The following is a 17,471-nucleotide window of genomic DNA, read 5'->3' on the forward strand; positions in this document are numbered from 1 at the left end:
TGTCCGGATGCTGAATCGCAAGTCCACCGCATCGTCGCCACGCGGGTCGAGCCGGCTGTATGCCATCGTCACCGCGATCTACCGCAAGCGTCCGGTATGGATGGTGTCGTTTTCCGCGAGCGAGGCCAATCTGTCGGAAGGGTTGAGAGCGGCCTGCGCGTCCACGGCCATGCTGGCCGTCGGCAATGTGCTGCACGATCCGACCTTTGCGTGGGCCGCGATCGGCGCCTTCTGGACCTGTCTCGCCGACGCGGCCGGCTCGAATCGCGCGCGTTTGGCGTCGATGATGGGCTTCGCGCTTCTCTCCACCGTATGCGGCGGCCTGACGGCCTTTGCTTCCGGCGCCGGGGCGATATGGGCGGCGCTCGCGGTGCTGATCTTCACGAGCCTCGGCGGATTCGGCCGCATCTGGGGCGCGGCCACCTCGCAGGTGACGATCCTCGCCGCGACCGCTTGCGTCGTGATGGTCGACAGGCCGATGCGCGACGTGCGCGAAGGCCTGGCGTTTCTCGGCGTCTATCTGATCGGCTGCCTGTTCGCGGTCGTGCTCAGCCTCACCATCTGGCGGATTCATCCGTTCGCCATGAGCCGGGCGTCGTTGCGCGCTGTTTATCTGCGGCTGGCCGACATCGCCCTGGACAGCGCCCGTTTGCTCGAACAGCGCGCGGCGCCCGGCGAGTGGGCCACGCATGCCGCGAAATTTCGCGCCGATGCCCGCGCCGCGCTCGAGCGCGCGCGCAAGGCGGTGGCGAACGTGCCCGCGTCGAGAACGGGCGGGCGCGAAACCTACGACACGCTTCTCAGCTTGCTCACCGAAGGCGAGGCGCTGTTCGCCTATCTGATCGCCGTGTCGGGCGCGAGCGAAAAAGTCCCCGGCGACGCCCGGCGCGCGCAACGCGCGGCGCGATTGCTCACGGGCATGGGTAACGTGCTGCGCAGAATCGGCGCCGACGCGAATGAAGGGCAGTGGCAGCGTCTCGCCGATATGCAACAACGCTTGCGGCGCCTCGCGCGGCGTCTCGAAACCGCGCTGATCGAGCCGGTGAAGCTGAAGTCCGACTTCGAACTGGTCGATTTCGCGCCGGCGTATGCGCCGCCCGAGCGTTGGACCGACAGCGCCATCAGACTGCTGACGCGCACCGGGTCGACGCTCAAGGCCAATCTCACGACCGAGTCCGTCGGCTTGCGCCATGCGGCGCGCGTCGGCGTGACGACGACGACGGGCTTTCTCGTCATCCGCGCGCTGGGGCTGCCGTTCGGCTACTGGGCCACGATGGCGACGCTGCTGATACTGCAACCGTCGATTGCCGCGACCTGGCCGCGCAGTATCGAGCGCGCGGCGGGGAGCATCGTCGGCGGCGTGCTGGCGGCCGGCATCGGCTATGCGATCCATTCGCCGCTCGGCATTTCGCTCGCGGTCTTTCCGCTGGTGGTGGCGACGATGGCGCTGCGCCCCGTCAGCTACAGCCTCTTCGTGCTGTTTCTCACGCCGACCTTCGTGCTCGTCGCCGACTTCGCGACGCCGGGCGCGAGCGAGCTTGCCTTCGCGCTCACGCGGCTCGGCAACAACGTGCTCGGCTGCGTGCTGGCGCTTGTCGCAACCTTCTATCTGTGGCCGACGCGTGAAAAGGCCGACTACCGCGCTTATCTGAGCGGGGCGGTGCGAGCCAACGTCGAGTATCTGAGCGCGGCGCTGGAGTCGCCGCGCCGCAGCGAAAAGGACATGGAGCGCTTGCGCAGAGCCGCAGGCCTCGGCAGCAATAACGCGGAGGAAGCGATCGGCCGCGTTCGCCTCGAAAAACTCGAGGACTCGATGATCGACACTGTGACGCTAACGGTGCTGAGTCTGTTGCGAAGAATGGCGGGCACCGCGACGCAGTTGCGCCTGAGTACGACGCGGCGCGACATGCACGATGAACTCGGCGTGTGGATCGCCGCCGTGAGCGCCGACATCGACGCCGCGTTGGAGCGGACGCTACGGCCGATCCGCCACGAGCTTCCGGCGCGGGACAAGCTGACGTCGCTCGAGGCCGATGCGGTGGGTGAACTCGCGCTGATGCAGCGGCTGTTGACTGAGCGGATGCGTGAGGCGAGAGGGTAGCGAGCCGTCGCGAGCGGGTAGGCGGGGCGATCTGATGCGTGATTCGCAAGAAGCACGAAGCGCGGGTACGCATCACGCAGCCAAGGCAAAGCGCCGTCACGAAGCGCCGGTTTCCTGCTCCGTTTCGTCATCGGCGAGCGGCTCCGGCTCGGGCAACGGCAACGCCGATTCCAGCGTGCGCAGCCCCGCGGCCAGCGCACGCTTTTCAACAGCGGACAAACGCTTGACCCAATACTCGGCGCGCGAAGCGCTCGAGCGGTCCGCCAATTCGAACGACGCCAGCACGCGCACCGGCTTGCGCGAGCGTGTATATCGCGCGCCCATGCCGCTCATGTGTTTATCGAAACGCGCCTCCACGTCGACGGCGATGCCCGTATAAACGCTGCCGTCCGAGCATTCGAGCAGATAGAGAAACCACGGCATAAACGCGCTTCAGCCTTTGAACGGATTGTGTTCGCGCAACTCGTCCACATACGCGTGGATGCTGTTCTTTTCGTTGGCGAGAAAGTGGCCGACCGCATCCGCGAAGGCCGGATGCGCGAGCCAGTGCGCCGAGCGCGTCACCGTGGGCAGAAAGCCGCGCGCCATCTTGTGCTCGCCCTGGGCGCCGCCCTCGAATGCGCCGAGTTTTTCCTCGATGCAGAATTCGAGCGGTTGGTAGTACGCCGTTTCGAAGTGCAGGCACGGCACGTGTTCCAGCGCGCCCCAGTAGCGGCCGTACAGCGTGCCGCCGGTTTGCGCGTCGCGCTGGTAGACCACGAGCGAACTGGCGATCGGCCTGCCTTCGTATTCGGCGATCACGAGCAGCAGGTTCTCCGGCATCGACGCGCCGATCATGCGAAAGAAATCCAGATTCAGATACGGACTCGAAAAGTGCTCGCGATAGGTTTGCCGATAGCACTTGCTGAAGAAGCGCCAGTCGGCGTCCTGGATGTCCTCGCCGCGAATCCGGCGCATCGTCACGCCGGCCTCGTGGACTTTGCGGCGCTCGGCGCGAATGTTCTTGCGCTTCTTCTGTTCGAGCGTCGAGAGGAAATCGTCGAAGTCGCGATAGCCGTCGTTCAGCCAGTGGAACTGCACGCCCTCGCGCTGCATCATGCCCATCTCGGTGAGCGCGTTCGCTTCCGTTTCGGTGGGAAACAGCACGTGCAGCGACGAGACGTCGCTTTGCTCGGCGAACGCCATCAAGGTCGCCGCCAGATGCCGCAACGCGTGCGTATCGGCGGCGAGCAGACGGTTGCCTTGCACCGGCGTGAAGGGCACCGCGCACAGCAGCTTCGGGTAATAGGGCAGGCCGTTGCGCTTGTAGGCGTCGGCCCAGGCCCAGTCGAACACGTACTCGCCGTACGAGTGTCCTTTCAGATAGACGGGCGCGGCCGCCGCGAGCTTGCCCGTGCGCGGATCGGTGAGCGTGACGAATTGCGGCGCCCAGCCGGTATCGGCGACCGCGCATTGGGCCGCATGCAAGGCGCTCAGGAACTCATGCCGCAGAAACGGCGTGGGCTGCTGCTGCCGCGCGAGGAGGGCATTCCATTCCGCGGCGTCCACCTCGGAGGGCGACGCCAGAATGCCCGTGCGATAATCAAAGCGTTCCTGATTCAATCTGTGTGACTGTTCCCAATGAGCGACGCGGCGCTTCAGGCGGCGCGTCGTTCGTTTATTCGATTTGTCCGTTCCGTCGAGCCGCAAGGCCGCGGTACTCGCAAGCCGCTCGTGGCTTGCCTGCCGATCCTGCCATGAAGACCCGAATCGCTCTTGCTCAAATCAATGTCACCGTCGGCGACTTCGCCGGCAACGTCGCGAAGATCGTCGCCGCCGCGCGTGTCGCGCACGAAGGCGGCGCGAAGCTGCTGATCGCACCTGAACTCGCGCTGTCCGGTTACCCGCCCGAAGATCTGCTGCTGCGCCCCGCGTTCTATACCGCGAGCGCGGCGGCGTTGGCCGACCTCGCCACGCAACTCAAACCGTTCGCCGGCTTGCATGTGATCGTCGGCCATCCGCTGCGCGAGGTAACGCACGCTGGGTCGCACATCGCGGGGCACGGTCATGGTAATGCAAACGCGCCGATCGAGCGCGGCGTGCCGCCGGTCGACACGTTCAACGCGGCCTCGCTGATCGTCGGCGGGGAAGTGGCGGGCACCTATCGCAAGCAGGATTTGCCCAATACCGAAGTGTTCGACGAGAAGCGCTACTTCGCGTCCGACCCGCAGCCCTTCGTGTTCGAACTGGACGGCGTGAAGTACGGCGTGGTGATCTGCGAGGACGCATGGCATGCGTCGGCCGCGCAAATGGCGAAGGCGGCGGGCGCGCAAGTGCTGCTGATTCCCAACGGCTCGCCGTACCACCTGAACAAGGAAGCGGTGCGCTTCGACATCCTGCGCGGGCGGATTCGCGAAACCGGTTTGCCGATGGTCTACGTCAACATGGTCGGCGCGCAGGACGAACTGGTGTTCGACGGCGGCTCGTTCGTGCTCGACGACAAGGGCGAACTGGTCGCGAAGATGGCGCAGTTCGAGGAAGCCACCGCGATCGTCGAGTTCGAAGGCGGCAAGCCGCTGCCGGCCGCGATCGCGCCCGAGCTGTCGCTCGAAGCGCAGGTGTACGCCGCGCTCGTGATGGGCGTGCGCGACTACATCGAGAAGAACGGCTTTCCGGGCGCGCTGATCGGCCTGTCGGGCGGCGTGGATTCGGCGCTGGTGCTGGCGGTCGCATGCGACGCGCTCGGCGCGGAGCGGGTGCGCGCGGTGATGATGCCGTCGCGCTATACCGCGGACATCTCGACCACCGACGCCGCCGACATGGCGCGCCGCGTCGGCGTGCGTTACGACGAGATCGCGATCGCGCCGATGTTCGACGCGTTCCGCAACGCGCTGGCGGATGAATTCGCGGGCCGCGCCGAAGACGCCACCGAAGAGAATATCCAGGCCCGCATTCGCGGCACCTTGCTGATGGCGCTGTCGAACAAGTTCGGCTCGATCGTGCTGACCACCGGCAACAAGAGCGAGATGGCGGTGGGCTACTGCACGTTGTACGGCGACATGGCCGGCGGCTTTGCGGTGATCAAGGACATCGCCAAGACGCTCGTCTACAGGTTGTGCCACTACCGCAACCAGGCCACCGGGTTCGGCAAGCAGAACGTGATTCCCGAGCGGATCCTGACGCGCGCGCCGTCGGCGGAACTGCGCGAGAATCAGACCGACCAGGACAGTCTGCCGCCGTACGAAGTACTCGACGCGATCATGCGCATGTACATGGAAGAGGATCGCTCGCTCGCCGAAATCATCGCCGCGGGCTATGCGGTCGACGACGTGAAGCGCGTCACGCGCCTCATCAAGATCAACGAGTACAAGCGCCGTCAGGCGCCGATCGGCATTCGCGTCACGCATCGCGCGTTCGGCCGCGACTGGCGCTATCCGATCACGTCGCGCTACACCGAGCCCGTGGAGTGAGCTTCGGGCAGAACGGCTGCCGATTACCCGAAAGAGACTGAAGCGAGCCGGATTGCCGCAACGCATCCGGCGCGGCGTAGAATAAAAATCACCCAATTTCCTTTCACTCTTCCAGACACGAGACGAGGTTCGCCATGAAGCGCATCACCGCAGTCATCAAACCGTTCAAACTCGACGAAGTGCGCGAGGCGCTCGCTGAAGTCGGCCTGACGGGGCTGACCGTTACCGAAGTCAAGGGTTTCGGCCGGCAGAAAGGCCACACCGAGCTCTATCGTGGTGCAGAGTATGTCGTCGACTTTCTGCCGAAAGTGAAGATCGAAGTGGTGGTGGCCGACAGCCAATGCGACCAGGTGATCGACGCGATCATCGGCGCGGCGCGCACCGGCAAGATCGGCGACGGCAAGATTTTCGTCGCGGAAGTGGAGCGTGTGATCCGCATTCGCACCGGCGAGGAAAACGAAGCGGCGGTTTGAGCGGGCCGGCTTCGCACCGAGGCGGTGCATCGTGGGCAGTTGCGGCAGTCGCCATACCGCTCTTCAGAATAAAAAACGGTGCGATACCCTTGCGGACATCGCACCGATACGCGCCTCTCGCAGCAGCGTGAAAAAGATTCTCTCGAAGAACTTCTGACTCGCCCCGAAGGAACTCCCCTCGGGGCACACCGTTCGCTTAGAACGAGTGTTGAATACCTGCGTAGACGCCGGTTTGGTTATGACCTTGCAGCGGGTTGTCCGTGCTGCTTGCCAGACCTGCGTTGTTCGCATTCAGGCCATAGTTGGCCGATTTGCTGTTTCGCACCTGTGCAACCTGCATATCCAGCAGCGTGCGCTTCGACAGGTTGTACGTGCCGCCAACCGTGTAGATCGTCGCATTGCCCGCGCCGTTGTTGCCGTTCACGTGGTAGACCGCTGCGATCAGCGCGGCAGCCGGCGTTGCTTGCCACGTCACGCCGCCCCACTCGTGGTCGAGCGTGGTCGGTTGACCCGGCAGAACGCCCCGGGCACCCGCCGAGCGGATAGCCTGGTAAGCGGCCTGGATCTTGAACTGGCCGAGGAACACGTTCACGAGCGCCGAGTATTCACGCGATGCCGAGAACACGCCGCCGCCTGCGTTGGCCGTATTGATGGTGTCGAGGTTCGCGCCGTACAGGTTGCCGTTAGCCGGATTGCGGATTTCGTCATACAGACCGCGAATCTGGAACAACGAGTTCGTGTACGTGATCTGCGCGCCGGCTTCGCGACCTTGAGCAGTCGTGCCGTTGCCGTTCCAGCTCGTTGCGTTCGACAGCGCGTATTGACCGTAGAAGTCAAAGCCCGCGATCTTCGGCGACTGGTACGCGAAGTTGTTGCTCGATTGCGGCCAGTTGCGGCCACGCACCAGCGATGCCGACGACCAGTTCGATTGACCGAACGGGTCGAAGTCCCACACGCCGTTCGAGATGAAGAGCATGCGGCCCATCGTGAACGTACCGAACTGGTCGTTCGCCAAGCCGATGGTTGCCCAACGATTGAAGAGACCGCCGCCGCCAGGGCCCGAACCCGTCATCGTGTTGAAGGAGCCTTCCAACTGGAAGAGGACCTTGTTGCCGCCACCGATGTCTTCAACACCCTTCAAGCCCCACAGGCTGGTACCCCAGTCGCCGCTTTCCGCGCGCCAACGGTTCGTGCTGCCAGTTGCCTGGCCGGCTGCGCCAGTGCCTTGCGGAACGCCCGACATGTACTCCAGGCCAGCGTCAAGACGTCCGTACAGCGTGACGCTGCTTTGGGCGTGCGCAACAACACCGGCTGTCATCAGCGCAGCGGCGAGCAAAGCTTTCTTCATCTTCTCCTCCATACCCTGTCAAAAAGTGAAACCCAGTACTGCGAGTGGTGTTCGGACGCCAGCAGCGCCGAACAGAAATCGGTACCAGGGAGATTAGCGGGTGGATTGGGTCTCCTGCCGTGACGTGTAGCCTTGGGGCTATCTGGTCGTCATGCCGATCCCTCGCCGACCGGTTCTCCTCTGTGCTTTGAAGTGAAACTACTTTTACTGGACTTTGTTTTGCTACTTTGGTTACTAATTTATCAAAAATACACTTCTGTGGGAGAAGAAATTAGTACCTCCATTGTTCGATGTCTCCAAATTGCAATAGGAATGTGCGCAATAAAGGGTTCGGGGGCCCACAAAACCACCGAAAACCCTTATGCGACAAGGGAACCACGGTTCGGCGGGAGCAACCTTAAGGATTGCCACTATTGACGCTGCAAACGTGGCGGGGTAGGCGGGGAGTTGTAGCTGAGGAGCGGCTCAAAGGCCGTTTTCGCGACGAAAAACGCCTGAATGCAAAGGTGAGCGAAACAAAAAAGGCGCTCGTAAGCGCCTTGTAATACTACATTCACTACAACCCAAATACCGGGTTGCGTGTGAGCCGGGCAGCGTTCATTTGAGGCTGCCGGAGAGGAACTGTTTCAGGCGTTCGCTCTTCGTATTCTTGAAGACCTCTTCGGGATGGCCTTCTTCTTCCACGCGGCCTTGATGCAGGAACATCACGTGATTCGACACGTTGCGCGCGAACGCCATTTCGTGCGTGACGACGATCATCGTGCGGCCTTCCTCGGCGAGCGTCTGCATGACCTTGAGCACTTCGCCGACCAGTTCGGGGTCGAGCGCGGAAGTGGGCTCGTCGAACAGCATGACGTCCGGATGCATGGCGAGCGCGCGCGCGATCGCCACGCGCTGCTGCTGGCCGCCCGACAGATGCGACGGATACTGCTTCTCGAGACGCGGCGCGAGGTCCACTTTCTCCAGGTATTCACGCGCGCGCTCTTCGGCGTCTTTCCGCTTCATGCCCAGCACGTTGACCGGCGCCTCGATGATGTTCTCGAGCACGTTCATGTGCGACCACAGGTTGAAGTGCTGAAACACCATCGACAGCCTGGTGCGCACGCGCTGCAACTGCTTCGGGTCGGACACGCGCAACGCGCCGTTTTTCGCGATCTGCGTACGCACTTCCTCACCGTCGACGAAAATGCGCCCCGAGTTCGGCTGCTCGAGAAAGTTGATGCAGCGAAGCATCGTGCTCTTGCCCGAGCCGGACGAGCCGATCACGCTGATCACGTCGCCGGCGTTGGCCTTCAGCGACACGCCCTTGAGGACTTCGTTGTCGCCGTACTGTTTGTGAAGCTCGTCGACGAAGAGCTTTTGCTTCCTGGTGTTCATCGGAGTCCTTGGCGGGCTTCTTTGCTTGGGAGCGGATCACGCTCCGGGGTTACTTGCCTTGCGGCCGCAGGTAGGCGAGCCAGCGGCGCTCGGCGCGGCGGAACAGCCACACGAGCGCGAAGGAAATCAGCAGATAGAGAACGGCGGCGAGGCCGAACGCATTGAACGACTGGTACGTCGCGGAGTTCACGTCGCGGGCGATCTTGAGGATGTCCGGCACGGTCGCGGTGAAGGCGACCGTGGTGGCATGCAGCATCAGGATCACTTCGTTGCTGTAGTAGGGCAGCGCGCGGCGCAGCGCCGAGGGCAGAATCACGCGCCGGTACAGCGTGAACGACGACATGCCATAGGCGCGCGCCGCTTCGATTTCGCCGTACGGCGTGGCCTTGATCGCGCCCGCGAAAATTTCCGTGGTGTACGCGCAGGTGTTCAGCGTGAACGCGAGCAGCGTGCAATTCATGCCGTCGCGGAAGAACGCGTTGGTCAGCTCGTGATTGCGAATGATCTCCAGGCTGTACAAGCCGGTGTAGCAGAGCAGCAACTGCACGTAGAGCGGCGTGCCGCGAAAGATATACGTGTAGAGCCACACGAGGCCGGCAAGCCACTTCTTCTTCGACACGCGCGCCACCGCCAGCGGAATCGACAGGCAGAAGCCGAGTCCGATCGACACCACCAGCAGCCACAGCGTGATCGCGAGGCCGGTGAAGCGATAGCCGTCGGTATAGAGATAGTTGCGCCAGTATTCCTGAATGATCTCGATCATAGATCCGCCTTTCGCACGCCGGTCGAGTAACGCTTTTCGAGGTACATCAGCACGAAGTTGGACACTGTGGTGATGACGAGATAGATCGCCCCCGCGAACAGGGTGAAGAAGAAGAACCGCAGCGTGCCCTTGCCGGCGTCCTGCGAGGCCTTGACGACATCGGCGAGACCGATGATCGACACCAGCGCCGTGGCCTTCACCATCACCTGCCAGTTATTGCCGATGCCGGGCAGCGCGAAGCGCATCATCTGCGGGAACATCACGCGCGAGAACACCTGCCAGCCGGTCATGCCGTAGGCCGCGCCCGCTTCGAGCTGGCCGCGCGGCACCGCGAGAAACGCGCCGCGGAAGGTCTCGGTGAAGTACGCGCCGTAGATGAAGCCAAGCACCGCGACGCCGGCCACGAACGGGTCGATGTCGATCTGCTCCCAGCCGAGCAGATCGGTCAGGTTATTCAGCCAGATCTGGATGCTATAGAACAACAGCAGCATCAGCACCAGATCGGGCACGCCGCGCACGAGCGTCGTATAGACCGTGCCGGCGCCGTATGACAAGCGGTTCTTCGACAGTTTCGCCGCCGCGCCGAGCAGGCCCAGCACGAAAGCGAACGCCAGCGACAACACCGCCAGTTTGACGGTTTGCCAGGTGCCGTTGAGAAGCAGCGGGCCGTAGCCTTGAAGGAACATATGAGGGTCCTTGACGATGCGTTGCGACGCACCGGCGAAAGACGCGGCCGGCTCTGCGCCGCGTTTGCCGCGAGCTAGGGCTCGCCGTGACCTGCGGCGCACAGCGCACCGCTGTGCAAATCATGACTGCATGGCCGTTGCCGGCCGTGCGCGCTTTTCGACTCTCGTTTTGAAACTGGTCCTGAAGCTATGTCGACTGTATTCCGCAGCCGGCGGACAGCCCCTGCGGCTCGCCGCCCGCCGCCTTCGATTCGAACGGCGGATAGCTGGCGTCCACCCCGATGCGCACGGTTTTCCATTCTGTTGCCACGGCGCTCCCGGCCGTGACGGCAAGCGCCACGCGCAGTGCGAGCTTCTTCATGTTTCTCCTGGATCAAACTGATCGTCGTGATGCGCCGATCCCGGCGACCCGCCGGCTCGTGGCTGGCCGTCGCTATTCTAGGCGGTCAAAATTGTCGCGCCGCGCTGGGGAAATCCGGCCTGCATCGCGCCGGCGGCCTTTTGACGTCACGAGGGCACCGCTGCGATCCCCGGCGCGGCCGGGATGCAGGCGCCGCCCGCTTGCGTCTTCCGCGTGCCCACACGGCTTGAAAAGCGCGGTATTTTACCCGAACAGACACGCGACGCCAGTCCGCAGCGCGACAGCGGCAACCAGGCCGGCGCGGGCGTTGTGCGAGCGCGACGCCGTTTCGGTTTCGCAGACCGTGGTCCGCCGTGGCGGCCGGACATCGGAACGAGGTTCTGTCGCCCGCCGGTCCTCAGCCGGCCGTGGGGTAGGCCGCGGCAGCGGGACCGCAAGCGCCACGCGCCGCGTCGGCGCCCGATTGCGCCGATTTATGGAACGCTCCAGTGCGCCCACGCCGATTGTTTAGCGGCGGCCGTGCCCATACATTCCGTGCATCGCTATTGACTCATCGGAGTACACCATGATCGAGATTCGCCGTTCCGCCGAACGCGGCCATGCCAACCACGGCTGGCTCGACTCGTATCACAGCTTCTCGTTTGCCGACTATGCCGATCCGCGGAACATGCATTTCGGCCCGCTGCGGGTCATCAATGAAGACCGCGTCGCGGGCGGCCAGGGTTTCGGCGCGCACGGGCATCGCGACATGGAGATCGTCACCTATGTGCTCGACGGCGCGCTTGCTCACCGTGACAGCATGGGCAACGGTTCGACCATCCGTTACGGCGACGTGCAGCGCATGAGCGCCGGCACGGGCGTCATGCATAGCGAGTTCAACGCGTCGCCGGATGAGCCGGTGCACCTGCTGCAGATCTGGGTGATCCCGCAACGCGCGGGCGACCCGCCCGGCTACGAGGAAAAACATTTCGACGCCGCCGACAAGCGCGGCCGTCTGCGTGTGATCGCTTCGCCCGACGGCCGCGACGGCTCGGTGACGATTCATGCGGATGCGTCGATCCACGCGGCGTTGATCGACGGCGCGGAAGAGGCCCGCTTCGCGTTGCCGCGGGGTCGCCAGGCCTATGTGCATGTGGCGCGCGGCGCGCTGACCGTGAACGGCGAAGCGCTTCAGGCCGGCGACGCGGCCAAGCTGACCGGCGTCGATACCGTGACGCTGGAGAAGGGCGAGGACGCGGAAGTACTGCTGTTCGATCTCGGCCCGCTCGACGGCTAAACGCCCAACGGGGCGCGCGGGCAAGGATCGACGCGGATCGCTCGCAAGGCATTCATCGACGGAATGGCCGGACGCGCAGCCGCGAGGCCAAACAGAAACGCCACGGAATACCTCCGTGGCGTTTCTGCATTCGCGAGACGGCCGCGCGGGCCGCCGGTCTTCCCGCCCAGTGCGCTTACTGGCTGGCGGCCGGCGCCGACGCCGCGCCCTTGCGATGCTCCCAGCGCTCGCGCATCTTCTCGTGACGCGCTTCCATCTTCGCGAAGCGCTGCTTCAGCGCCGTGCTGACGGTGGTCTTCTGCTGGTCGTTCAGGCCGTTATAGAACTTGAGCCAGGTATCCGTGGTTTGCTGGCGCAGTTGCGCGTCTTTCTGCTCGATCTGCTGGTGCGCGGCGGCCATCGCGTTCAGATCCAGGATCGGCTGTTGCTGCGCGGCCTTGAACTGGCTCTTGATCTGCTCGTGATCGGCGCGCATCGCCTCGTGGTTCTGCTTCATGGTGTCGAGCGCGGCTTGCCACTGCCGTTCCTGATCGGCGTTCAGCTTCAACTGATCGTGCAGTTGCGTGAGTTCCTTCATGAAGTGGCCATGCCAGCCGCCGGGGCCGCCGCGGGCCTCGTGAGCGGGTTGCGCGGCATAGGCGGCGCCGGCGCCGATGGCGAGAGCGGTGGCGGCAACGGCGAGAACGCGCGAGATCTTTTTGGTGGACATATGAGGCTCCTTGTAATGGAATAGCCGACGATGCAACCGGTAAAGTAGGCGGCCTGCATTCGGTAAGACACAGCGTAGAGAACTGCGCCTCGGGCTGTGTTACGCGGCTCGATGCCGCTATTACGGGCCATTACGTGCGGCTTTCACGGTAACACCCGGTAACCCTTGCGGGCCTTATCGAAACAGAAACCCTTCCTGCTGCGCGTTAAACTTCATTCCATGGCTACTCAAATACTTGTTGTCGACGACGACGTCGAATTGCGCGACCTGCTGCGCGACTATCTGGCCCGTCAGGGCATCGAGGTGTCGGTGCTGCATGACGCCGCCTCGCTCGAGCGCAGGCTCGAACGCGAGCGTCCCGACCTGATCGTGCTCGACCTGATGATGCCGGGCGTCGACGGGCTGACCGCGCTGCGCAAGCTGCGCGCCTCGGGCGACGACATTCCCGTGATCATGCTCACCGCGCGTGCGGACGACGTCGACCGTATCGTCGGGCTCGAGCTCGGCGCCGACGACTACCTCGGCAAGCCGTTCAACCCGCGCGAGTTGCTGGCGCGCGTGCAGGCGGTGCTGCGGCGGCGCCGCACGCTGCCGTCGTCGGCGGCGCCGGAGCAGCGCGAGCCGTTCAGCTTCGGCCGCTTCACGCTGGATTTCCAGTCGCGCACGCTGCATATGGAAAACAAGCCGCTCACGCTGTCGGGCAGCGAATTCGCGCTGCTGAAGATTTTCGTCAATCACCCCATGCGCACGCTCACCCGCGAGCGCCTGCTCGAACTGCTGCACGGTCCGGAATACGACGGCACCGACCGCGGTATCGACGTGCAGGTGTGGCGTCTGCGCCGCATCCTCGAAACCGATCCGTCCACGCCGCGCTTCATTCAGACGGTGCGCGGCCGCGGCTACGTGTTCGTCCCCGACGGCGACCAGCATGCGCCGGCCCATTGATTCGCTGTTCGGGCGGCTGGCGCTGCTAGTCGTCGCGGTGCTGCTGCTGTCGCATTTCGCCTGGTACGCGTTGATGCGTCTGGAGCGTAGCCAGTCGCAAACGCGCTATGCCGTCGAGGAAGCCGTTTTTCTCGTCGACGCGGTGCGCCAGCACGTCGCCCGTTCGCCGGATCAGCCCTTGCCGTCACGCGTCAAGCTGGTCGATCCGGCAAGCCCCGACGTGCCCGCGGATAACCCGGATCTGCCGCCGTCGCCCAGCCGTTTTCTCGATGACGTCCGCGATCGCATGCCCTCCGGCACCCAGGTGCGGATCGACCGGCCGGGCCACCCGCCTACGCTGTGGGTGCGCGCCCCCACGGACCGCAGCTGGATCGTCGTGCCGCTGCAGCCATTGCGCCCGCCGCGCTCGATCGACCGCATGGTGCTGTGGCTCGCCATCATTTTCTCGTTCGCCGTGATGGCGGCGCTGTTCGCCGCGTGGGCGTTGCAGCAGCCGTTGCGCTCGCTCGCCCAGGCGGTGGCGCGCTTCGGTCGCGGCTTGCCGGTGCCGCCGGTGCCCGAGCGCGGTCCGCGCGAATTGCGTCAGCTCACGCATGGCTTCAACCAGATGGTGCGTGAAGTGGAGCGAACCGAGAACGACCGCGCGGTGATGCTCGCGGGCGTCGCGCACGACCTGAAAACGCCGCTGGCGCGTTTGCGCCTGCGCGCCGAAATGATGGATGAGCCGAAGATGCGCGATGGCGTGGTGCGCGACGTCGATTCGATGACGCACATCGTCGAGCAGTTCCTGGTGTTCGCGCACGACGGTGCCGATCGCAGCGAAGCGGTCGAAGTGGACGCGCAATGCGAGCGGGTCGTGCGCAGTTATCGCGCGGTGGCCGCGGGTGCGCCCACCGTGCAGACCGAACTGCACGCGGGGCCGGGATTCGTGCTGCCCGCCGCCACGCTCGACCGCATCCTCTCGAACCTGCTGGATAACGCGCACGCCTACGGCGCGCCGCCGATCGTCGTCGCCACGGCGCGTACGCCGCAAGGCTTCACGCTGTCGGTGAGCGACAACGGCGGCGGCATCGCCGCGCAAGATGTCGTCAATGCCAGCCGGCCGTTCGTGCGGCTCGATCCGGCGCGCGGCGGCAACGGCCATAGCGGCCTCGGCCTTGCCATCGTCGAGCGGCTGGTGCGGCGTGCGGGCGGGGAGTGGGAAATCGGCAACCACGGCGGGCGTGGCTTGCGGGTGTCGATGAGCTTTCCGTTTCAGGCGGTGCCGCGTGCCGCGGCCGCCTCGGAAAGCGCCTGGTAGATTCGGCTGGCGCCCGCTCCGCTGTGGCGGTATCGCAGGCGCGCTTGCGCTGCGTGCGCGTTAGTCGGAGAACAGCGTGTTCAGCGCGGTCGCCGCTTCGCTGTCCACCGTATTCCACGTCACCGTTTCGGCTTCGAAGATGTAGTGCGTGGTGTATTTGCCCAACCTCGCGAGTATCTCTTCCTGAATCAGTTCCGGCGCGACATCCAGTTTCAGATACCACGTCGTGGATGACAGGCGCGTCTGGAACGCGCCGTATTCGGCCAGCAGATGGTCGAACGCGTCAGCATCCTGATCGCGACAGACAATGACCAGATTTCCCTTCATGCAAATCTCCCGTTAAAGCGGTAGCGGCAACCTCGATATTCAGGTCGATGATACCTGCTTCGCCACGGGACCCCGAGGCCGGGACTTGCGTTGCATCAGCGAACGCGCTCGATCCGACGCCGGCTCGGCAAGACGGCTTTACCAGACGCTGGCCACCGTGCGCGCGGGCGGCGCGGTGTCGTCGGGCGGGAGCGCTTCGGTGCGGTCGCGGCCGCCTGTTTTCGCCGCGTACAGCGCCGTGTCGGCGCGGCTCATGATCCGCTCGGGCAGATCGTCGGGCGAGAGTTCCGTGATGCCGATGCTCACGCTCAAGCCCACGGAGGGCGGCAGCTTGGGTGAAGGCACCGCTTTCAGACGCAGGCGCAGTCGCTCGACCACCTCGCGCCCGCCGGCCAGATCCGTGGCCGGCAGCAGCAGGCCGAACTCCTCGCCGCCGAGCCGGCCGATCGCATCGGCGCCGCGCAACTCGGTGCGGCACGTCTCGACGAAATGCTCGAGCGCGCGGTCGCCGGCGGCATGGCCGAAGCGGTCGTTGATCTGCTTGAAGTGGTCGAGGTCGGCGATCGCCATGCACAGCGGCTCGTTGTTCGCACGCGCGCGTTCGATCTCGTGGCGCAGCAGATCGAGGAAATAGCGCCGCGACAGCGCGCCCGTCAGCGCATCGTGACGCGCCTCGGCCGAGAGCAAGGTATTGGCCGATTGCAGTTGCTCGGCCAGATCGCGCGTCGCGCGGTGGTGGCGCCGCTCGCGCACATACGAGACCGTGATCACCCACGCGAGCGCAACCGTGCCGGCCAGCGTCAGGAACACCAGCAGATGGTCGCGCTTATGATTGCGCAGCAGTTCGGGCCACGCCGCGAGCGGGTCAACCAGATGCGCCGACAGCCCCGAGTTTAGTCCGCCGCGAGCCTGATAGAGCGACGGCGTGGGCTGCTCGGTCATGCCGAACAGTTGCCCGGCGACGGCCGTGGGCACCCAGGGCGCCTGCTCGCGCACCTGGGCATCAACCTTGATGCGCATGTCCGGAAAGGTTTCGCGGCGATAGATGAGCCTGCGCTCTGACACGCTCATCTGCGTGACGCGCGAATTCGGCAGCGCGTGGCCTTCGAGCTCGCTGTTGTGCGCCATGATGATGACGCCGTTCTCGTCGGCGACGAAGGTCCCGGCATGCGCGACCCAGTGGCGCAGCCGCGCGATCCCGACCTTCGCCGACACCACGCCGACCAGCACACCGTCCGCGTACACCGGCGCGGCAATGAAGATGCCCGGCTCGCCGCTCGTGCGGCCGACGCCGTAGGCTTCCGAAAACGCGCCGACCAGCGCGCTCGTCAAATAGCTGCGCGAGCGCATGTCGACGCCGACGAACGAACGCTCCGCCGCTGACGCGTTATTGATCGAGTCGCTCGATGCGACGCAAATGCCGTTGGCGTTGACGAGCCAGATCTGGTCGAGTCCGGAGAAGCCTTGCGCGTCGTGCAGGAAGCCGCTCACGGCGGTGATCCGCGCGTCTTTCAACAACGCGGCGCGGCGGGCGGGTTCCGTCGCTTCGCCGTTCGCGGCATAATTCTGCGATTGCACCAGCGCGTGCTGGATCAGGTCCATTTCGGCCATGGTCGCGGGAATGGCCCGAGACATGGCGAGGTCGCTGGCGATCACCTCGGCCATGTTGTCGACGATCGAGGTGGACATTTGCCGCTGCGCGCGCAAGGCCGCGCCCAGCTCTTGCTGTACCATCCGGTCCGCGACCATGCCGGCCACGAACCAGCAAACCAGTATGACCAGCGCGAAACTGATCGGCCCGGTTGCCTGGCGCAAGGTTGTCCTGTTCATCGACCCTCTGATCCGTCTGGCTGTGACATGCAACTAGCTCATTCGTGGCAGCGCGCCCGCGCCGTTTCGCTGCTGTTGAAGCGGTTGGCGATAGGCCGCCGCCGTGGTCCGGGATAAACCGCGATGTGGCGCCTCGCCTCCTGATTTTAACCGTCGTGGGGACAGACGCCACCCTTATTCCGGGAATGCGAAGTGCGCGCGGCGCACCGATCAGGTTCTTAACGGCCAGGCCACCGGTTTCTGAATGGCTATGCGGGTTTTCCAGATCGCTTCGGCCGCCGCGCCTTGGCTCTTATCGGACATGTTGGTGTTCGCACCGTGAGCAACGGCTCGCGGCAAGGCATGGGCGGCGTTAGTGAAAGGACCGGCGGCGGAGCGCTGCTGTTATTCGCCGCGATTTGCCATGAAAGGTTGTGCCTGAAACATAGGATGGTGTAGTGTCGTGCCGTCCAAAAGAAGGAAAGCTCGCCAGCCCACGGGCGGCGCCTGCGGCGACGGGAGTCCGGGTTGATGGTTACGGTCCTGG

Annotated in this window: 15 protein-coding genes and 1 pseudogene; 6 read left to right on the forward strand and 10 right to left on the reverse strand. The window is 64.6% G+C overall.

Annotated elements, in window-relative coordinates; genetic code table 11:
• Positions 1 to 7: 7 nt before the first annotated feature.
• Positions 8 to 2,101, forward strand: a complete 2,094-nt coding sequence (locus ACTJLC_RS21960; protein ID WP_310132116.1) for an FUSC family protein — start codon at positions 8 to 10, stop codon at positions 2,099 to 2,101.
• Between the two features lie 96 nt (positions 2,102 to 2,197).
• Here ACTJLC_RS21960 and ACTJLC_RS21965 read toward each other — a convergent pair whose 3' ends face one another.
• Positions 2,198 to 2,524 carry a GIY-YIG nuclease family protein gene (locus ACTJLC_RS21965; RefSeq protein WP_073430748.1) on the reverse strand — a complete coding sequence of 109 codons (327 nt, stop codon included), beginning with the start codon at positions 2,522 to 2,524 and terminating at the stop codon, positions 2,198 to 2,200.
• 9 nt (positions 2,525 to 2,533) lie between these two features.
• Positions 2,534 to 3,703 (reverse strand): GNAT family N-acetyltransferase, encoded by a 1,170-nt coding sequence (locus tag ACTJLC_RS21970; protein ID WP_114163429.1) that lies wholly within the window; start codon positions 3,701 to 3,703, stop codon positions 2,534 to 2,536.
• A 134-nt stretch (positions 3,704 to 3,837) separates the two neighbouring features.
• On the opposite strand from ACTJLC_RS21970, the gene ACTJLC_RS21975 reads away from it, so the two are divergent.
• Positions 3,838 to 5,550, forward strand: a complete 1,713-nt coding sequence (locus tag ACTJLC_RS21975) for an NAD+ synthase (protein WP_310132111.1) — start codon at positions 3,838 to 3,840, stop codon at positions 5,548 to 5,550.
• Positions 5,551 to 5,684: 134 nt separating this feature from the next.
• Positions 5,685 to 6,023 (forward strand): P-II family nitrogen regulator, encoded by a 339-nt coding sequence (gene glnK / locus ACTJLC_RS21980; RefSeq protein ID WP_062126765.1) that lies wholly within the window; start codon positions 5,685 to 5,687, stop codon positions 6,021 to 6,023.
• 196 nt (positions 6,024 to 6,219) lie between these two features.
• Here the strand turns inward: glnK and ACTJLC_RS21985 are convergent, their stop codons facing one another.
• The 5 genes and pseudogenes from ACTJLC_RS21985 to ACTJLC_RS22005 all read right to left on the reverse strand — a co-directional run.
• Entirely contained in the window at positions 6,220 to 7,371 is a 1,152-nt protein-coding gene (locus ACTJLC_RS21985; RefSeq protein ID WP_073430746.1) for a porin, read from the reverse strand.
• Positions 7,372 to 7,968: 597 nt separating this feature from the next.
• A complete protein-coding gene (locus ACTJLC_RS21990) occupies positions 7,969 to 8,748 on the reverse strand; it encodes an ABC transporter ATP-binding protein (protein WP_440845115.1) in 780 nt (259 codons plus the stop codon).
• 49 nt (positions 8,749 to 8,797) lie between these two features.
• Complete coding sequence (locus ACTJLC_RS21995) at positions 8,798 to 9,511, reverse strand: ABC transporter permease (RefSeq protein ID WP_073430744.1); 714 nt, start codon at positions 9,509 to 9,511, stop codon at positions 8,798 to 8,800.
• Entirely contained in the window at positions 9,508 to 10,197 is a 690-nt protein-coding gene (locus ACTJLC_RS22000) for an ABC transporter permease (RefSeq protein ID WP_073430743.1), read from the reverse strand. Before ACTJLC_RS22000 ends, ACTJLC_RS21995 begins: the two co-directional genes overlap by 4 nt.
• 220 nt (positions 10,198 to 10,417) lie before the next feature.
• A pseudogene (locus ACTJLC_RS22005) lies at positions 10,418 to 10,558 on the reverse strand (ABC transporter substrate-binding protein); the annotation flags it as partial.
• Between the two features lie 565 nt (positions 10,559 to 11,123).
• Between ACTJLC_RS22005 and ACTJLC_RS22010 the strand changes: the two are divergent.
• Positions 11,124 to 11,834 (forward strand): pirin family protein, encoded by a 711-nt coding sequence (locus ACTJLC_RS22010; protein WP_310132103.1) that lies wholly within the window; start codon positions 11,124 to 11,126, stop codon positions 11,832 to 11,834.
• 175 nt (positions 11,835 to 12,009) lie between these two features.
• Here ACTJLC_RS22010 and ACTJLC_RS22015 read toward each other — a convergent pair whose 3' ends face one another.
• Positions 12,010 to 12,543, reverse strand: coding sequence for a periplasmic heavy metal sensor (locus ACTJLC_RS22015; protein ID WP_073430741.1), 534 nt, complete (start codon positions 12,541 to 12,543; stop codon positions 12,010 to 12,012).
• A gap of 219 nt (positions 12,544 to 12,762) precedes the next feature.
• On the opposite strand from ACTJLC_RS22015, the gene ACTJLC_RS22020 reads away from it, so the two are divergent.
• The gene (locus tag ACTJLC_RS22020) at positions 12,763 to 13,488 is read left to right on the forward strand and encodes a response regulator (RefSeq protein WP_073430740.1); all 726 of its coding nucleotides are present in this window, start codon (positions 12,763 to 12,765) and stop codon (positions 13,486 to 13,488) included.
• Positions 13,472 to 14,788: an ATP-binding protein gene (locus ACTJLC_RS22025; protein WP_310132100.1), complete on the forward strand. Its 1,317-nt coding sequence runs from the start codon at positions 13,472 to 13,474 to the stop codon at positions 14,786 to 14,788. The genes ACTJLC_RS22020 and ACTJLC_RS22025 overlap by 17 nt, the downstream gene beginning before the upstream one ends.
• A 60-nt stretch (positions 14,789 to 14,848) precedes the next feature.
• Here the strand turns inward: ACTJLC_RS22025 and ACTJLC_RS22030 are convergent, their stop codons facing one another.
• Positions 14,849 to 15,115 carry a hypothetical protein gene (locus ACTJLC_RS22030; RefSeq protein ID WP_073430738.1) on the reverse strand — a complete coding sequence of 89 codons (267 nt, stop codon included), beginning with the start codon at positions 15,113 to 15,115 and terminating at the stop codon, positions 14,849 to 14,851.
• A gap of 138 nt (positions 15,116 to 15,253) precedes the next feature.
• The gene (locus tag ACTJLC_RS22035) at positions 15,254 to 16,945 is read right to left on the reverse strand and encodes a sensor domain-containing diguanylate cyclase (RefSeq protein ID WP_073430737.1); all 1,692 of its coding nucleotides are present in this window, start codon (positions 16,943 to 16,945) and stop codon (positions 15,254 to 15,256) included.
• Positions 16,946 to 17,471 lie beyond the last annotated feature (526 nt).

It is taken from the genome of Paraburkholderia sp. 22099, from assembly GCF_052045835.1.
Taxonomy (GTDB): Bacteria; Pseudomonadota; Gammaproteobacteria; order Burkholderiales; family Burkholderiaceae; genus Paraburkholderia; species Paraburkholderia terricola.

Coding starts and splice junctions, on each gene's coding strand:
- ACTJLC_RS21960 (WP_310132116.1), top strand. CDS start 8: ATGCTGAATCGCAAGTCCACCGCATCGTCGCCACGCGGGTCGAGCCGG.
- ACTJLC_RS21965 (WP_073430748.1), bottom strand. CDS start 2,524: ATGCCGTGGTTTCTCTATCTGCTCGAATGCTCGGACGGCAGCGTTTAT.
- ACTJLC_RS21975 (WP_310132111.1), top strand. CDS start 3,838: ATGAAGACCCGAATCGCTCTTGCTCAAATCAATGTCACCGTCGGCGAC.
- glnK (WP_062126765.1), top strand. CDS start 5,685: ATGAAGCGCATCACCGCAGTCATCAAACCGTTCAAACTCGACGAAGTG.
- ACTJLC_RS21985 (WP_073430746.1), bottom strand. CDS start 7,371: ATGAAGAAAGCTTTGCTCGCCGCTGCGCTGATGACAGCCGGTGTTGTT.
- ACTJLC_RS21990 (WP_440845115.1), bottom strand. CDS start 8,748: ATGAACACCAGGAAGCAAAAGCTCTTCGTCGACGAGCTTCACAAACAG.
- ACTJLC_RS21995 (WP_073430744.1), bottom strand. CDS start 9,511: ATGATCGAGATCATTCAGGAATACTGGCGCAACTATCTCTATACCGAC.
- ACTJLC_RS22000 (WP_073430743.1), bottom strand. CDS start 10,197: ATGTTCCTTCAAGGCTACGGCCCGCTGCTTCTCAACGGCACCTGGCAA.
- ACTJLC_RS22010 (WP_310132103.1), top strand. CDS start 11,124: ATGATCGAGATTCGCCGTTCCGCCGAACGCGGCCATGCCAACCACGGC.
- ACTJLC_RS22015 (WP_073430741.1), bottom strand. CDS start 12,543: ATGTCCACCAAAAAGATCTCGCGCGTTCTCGCCGTTGCCGCCACCGCT.
- ACTJLC_RS22020 (WP_073430740.1), top strand. CDS start 12,763: ATGGCTACTCAAATACTTGTTGTCGACGACGACGTCGAATTGCGCGAC.
- ACTJLC_RS22025 (WP_310132100.1), top strand. CDS start 13,472: ATGCGCCGGCCCATTGATTCGCTGTTCGGGCGGCTGGCGCTGCTAGTC.
- ACTJLC_RS22030 (WP_073430738.1), bottom strand. CDS start 15,115: ATGAAGGGAAATCTGGTCATTGTCTGTCGCGATCAGGATGCTGACGCG.
- ACTJLC_RS22035 (WP_073430737.1), bottom strand. CDS start 16,945: ATGAACAGGACAACCTTGCGCCAGGCAACCGGGCCGATCAGTTTCGCG.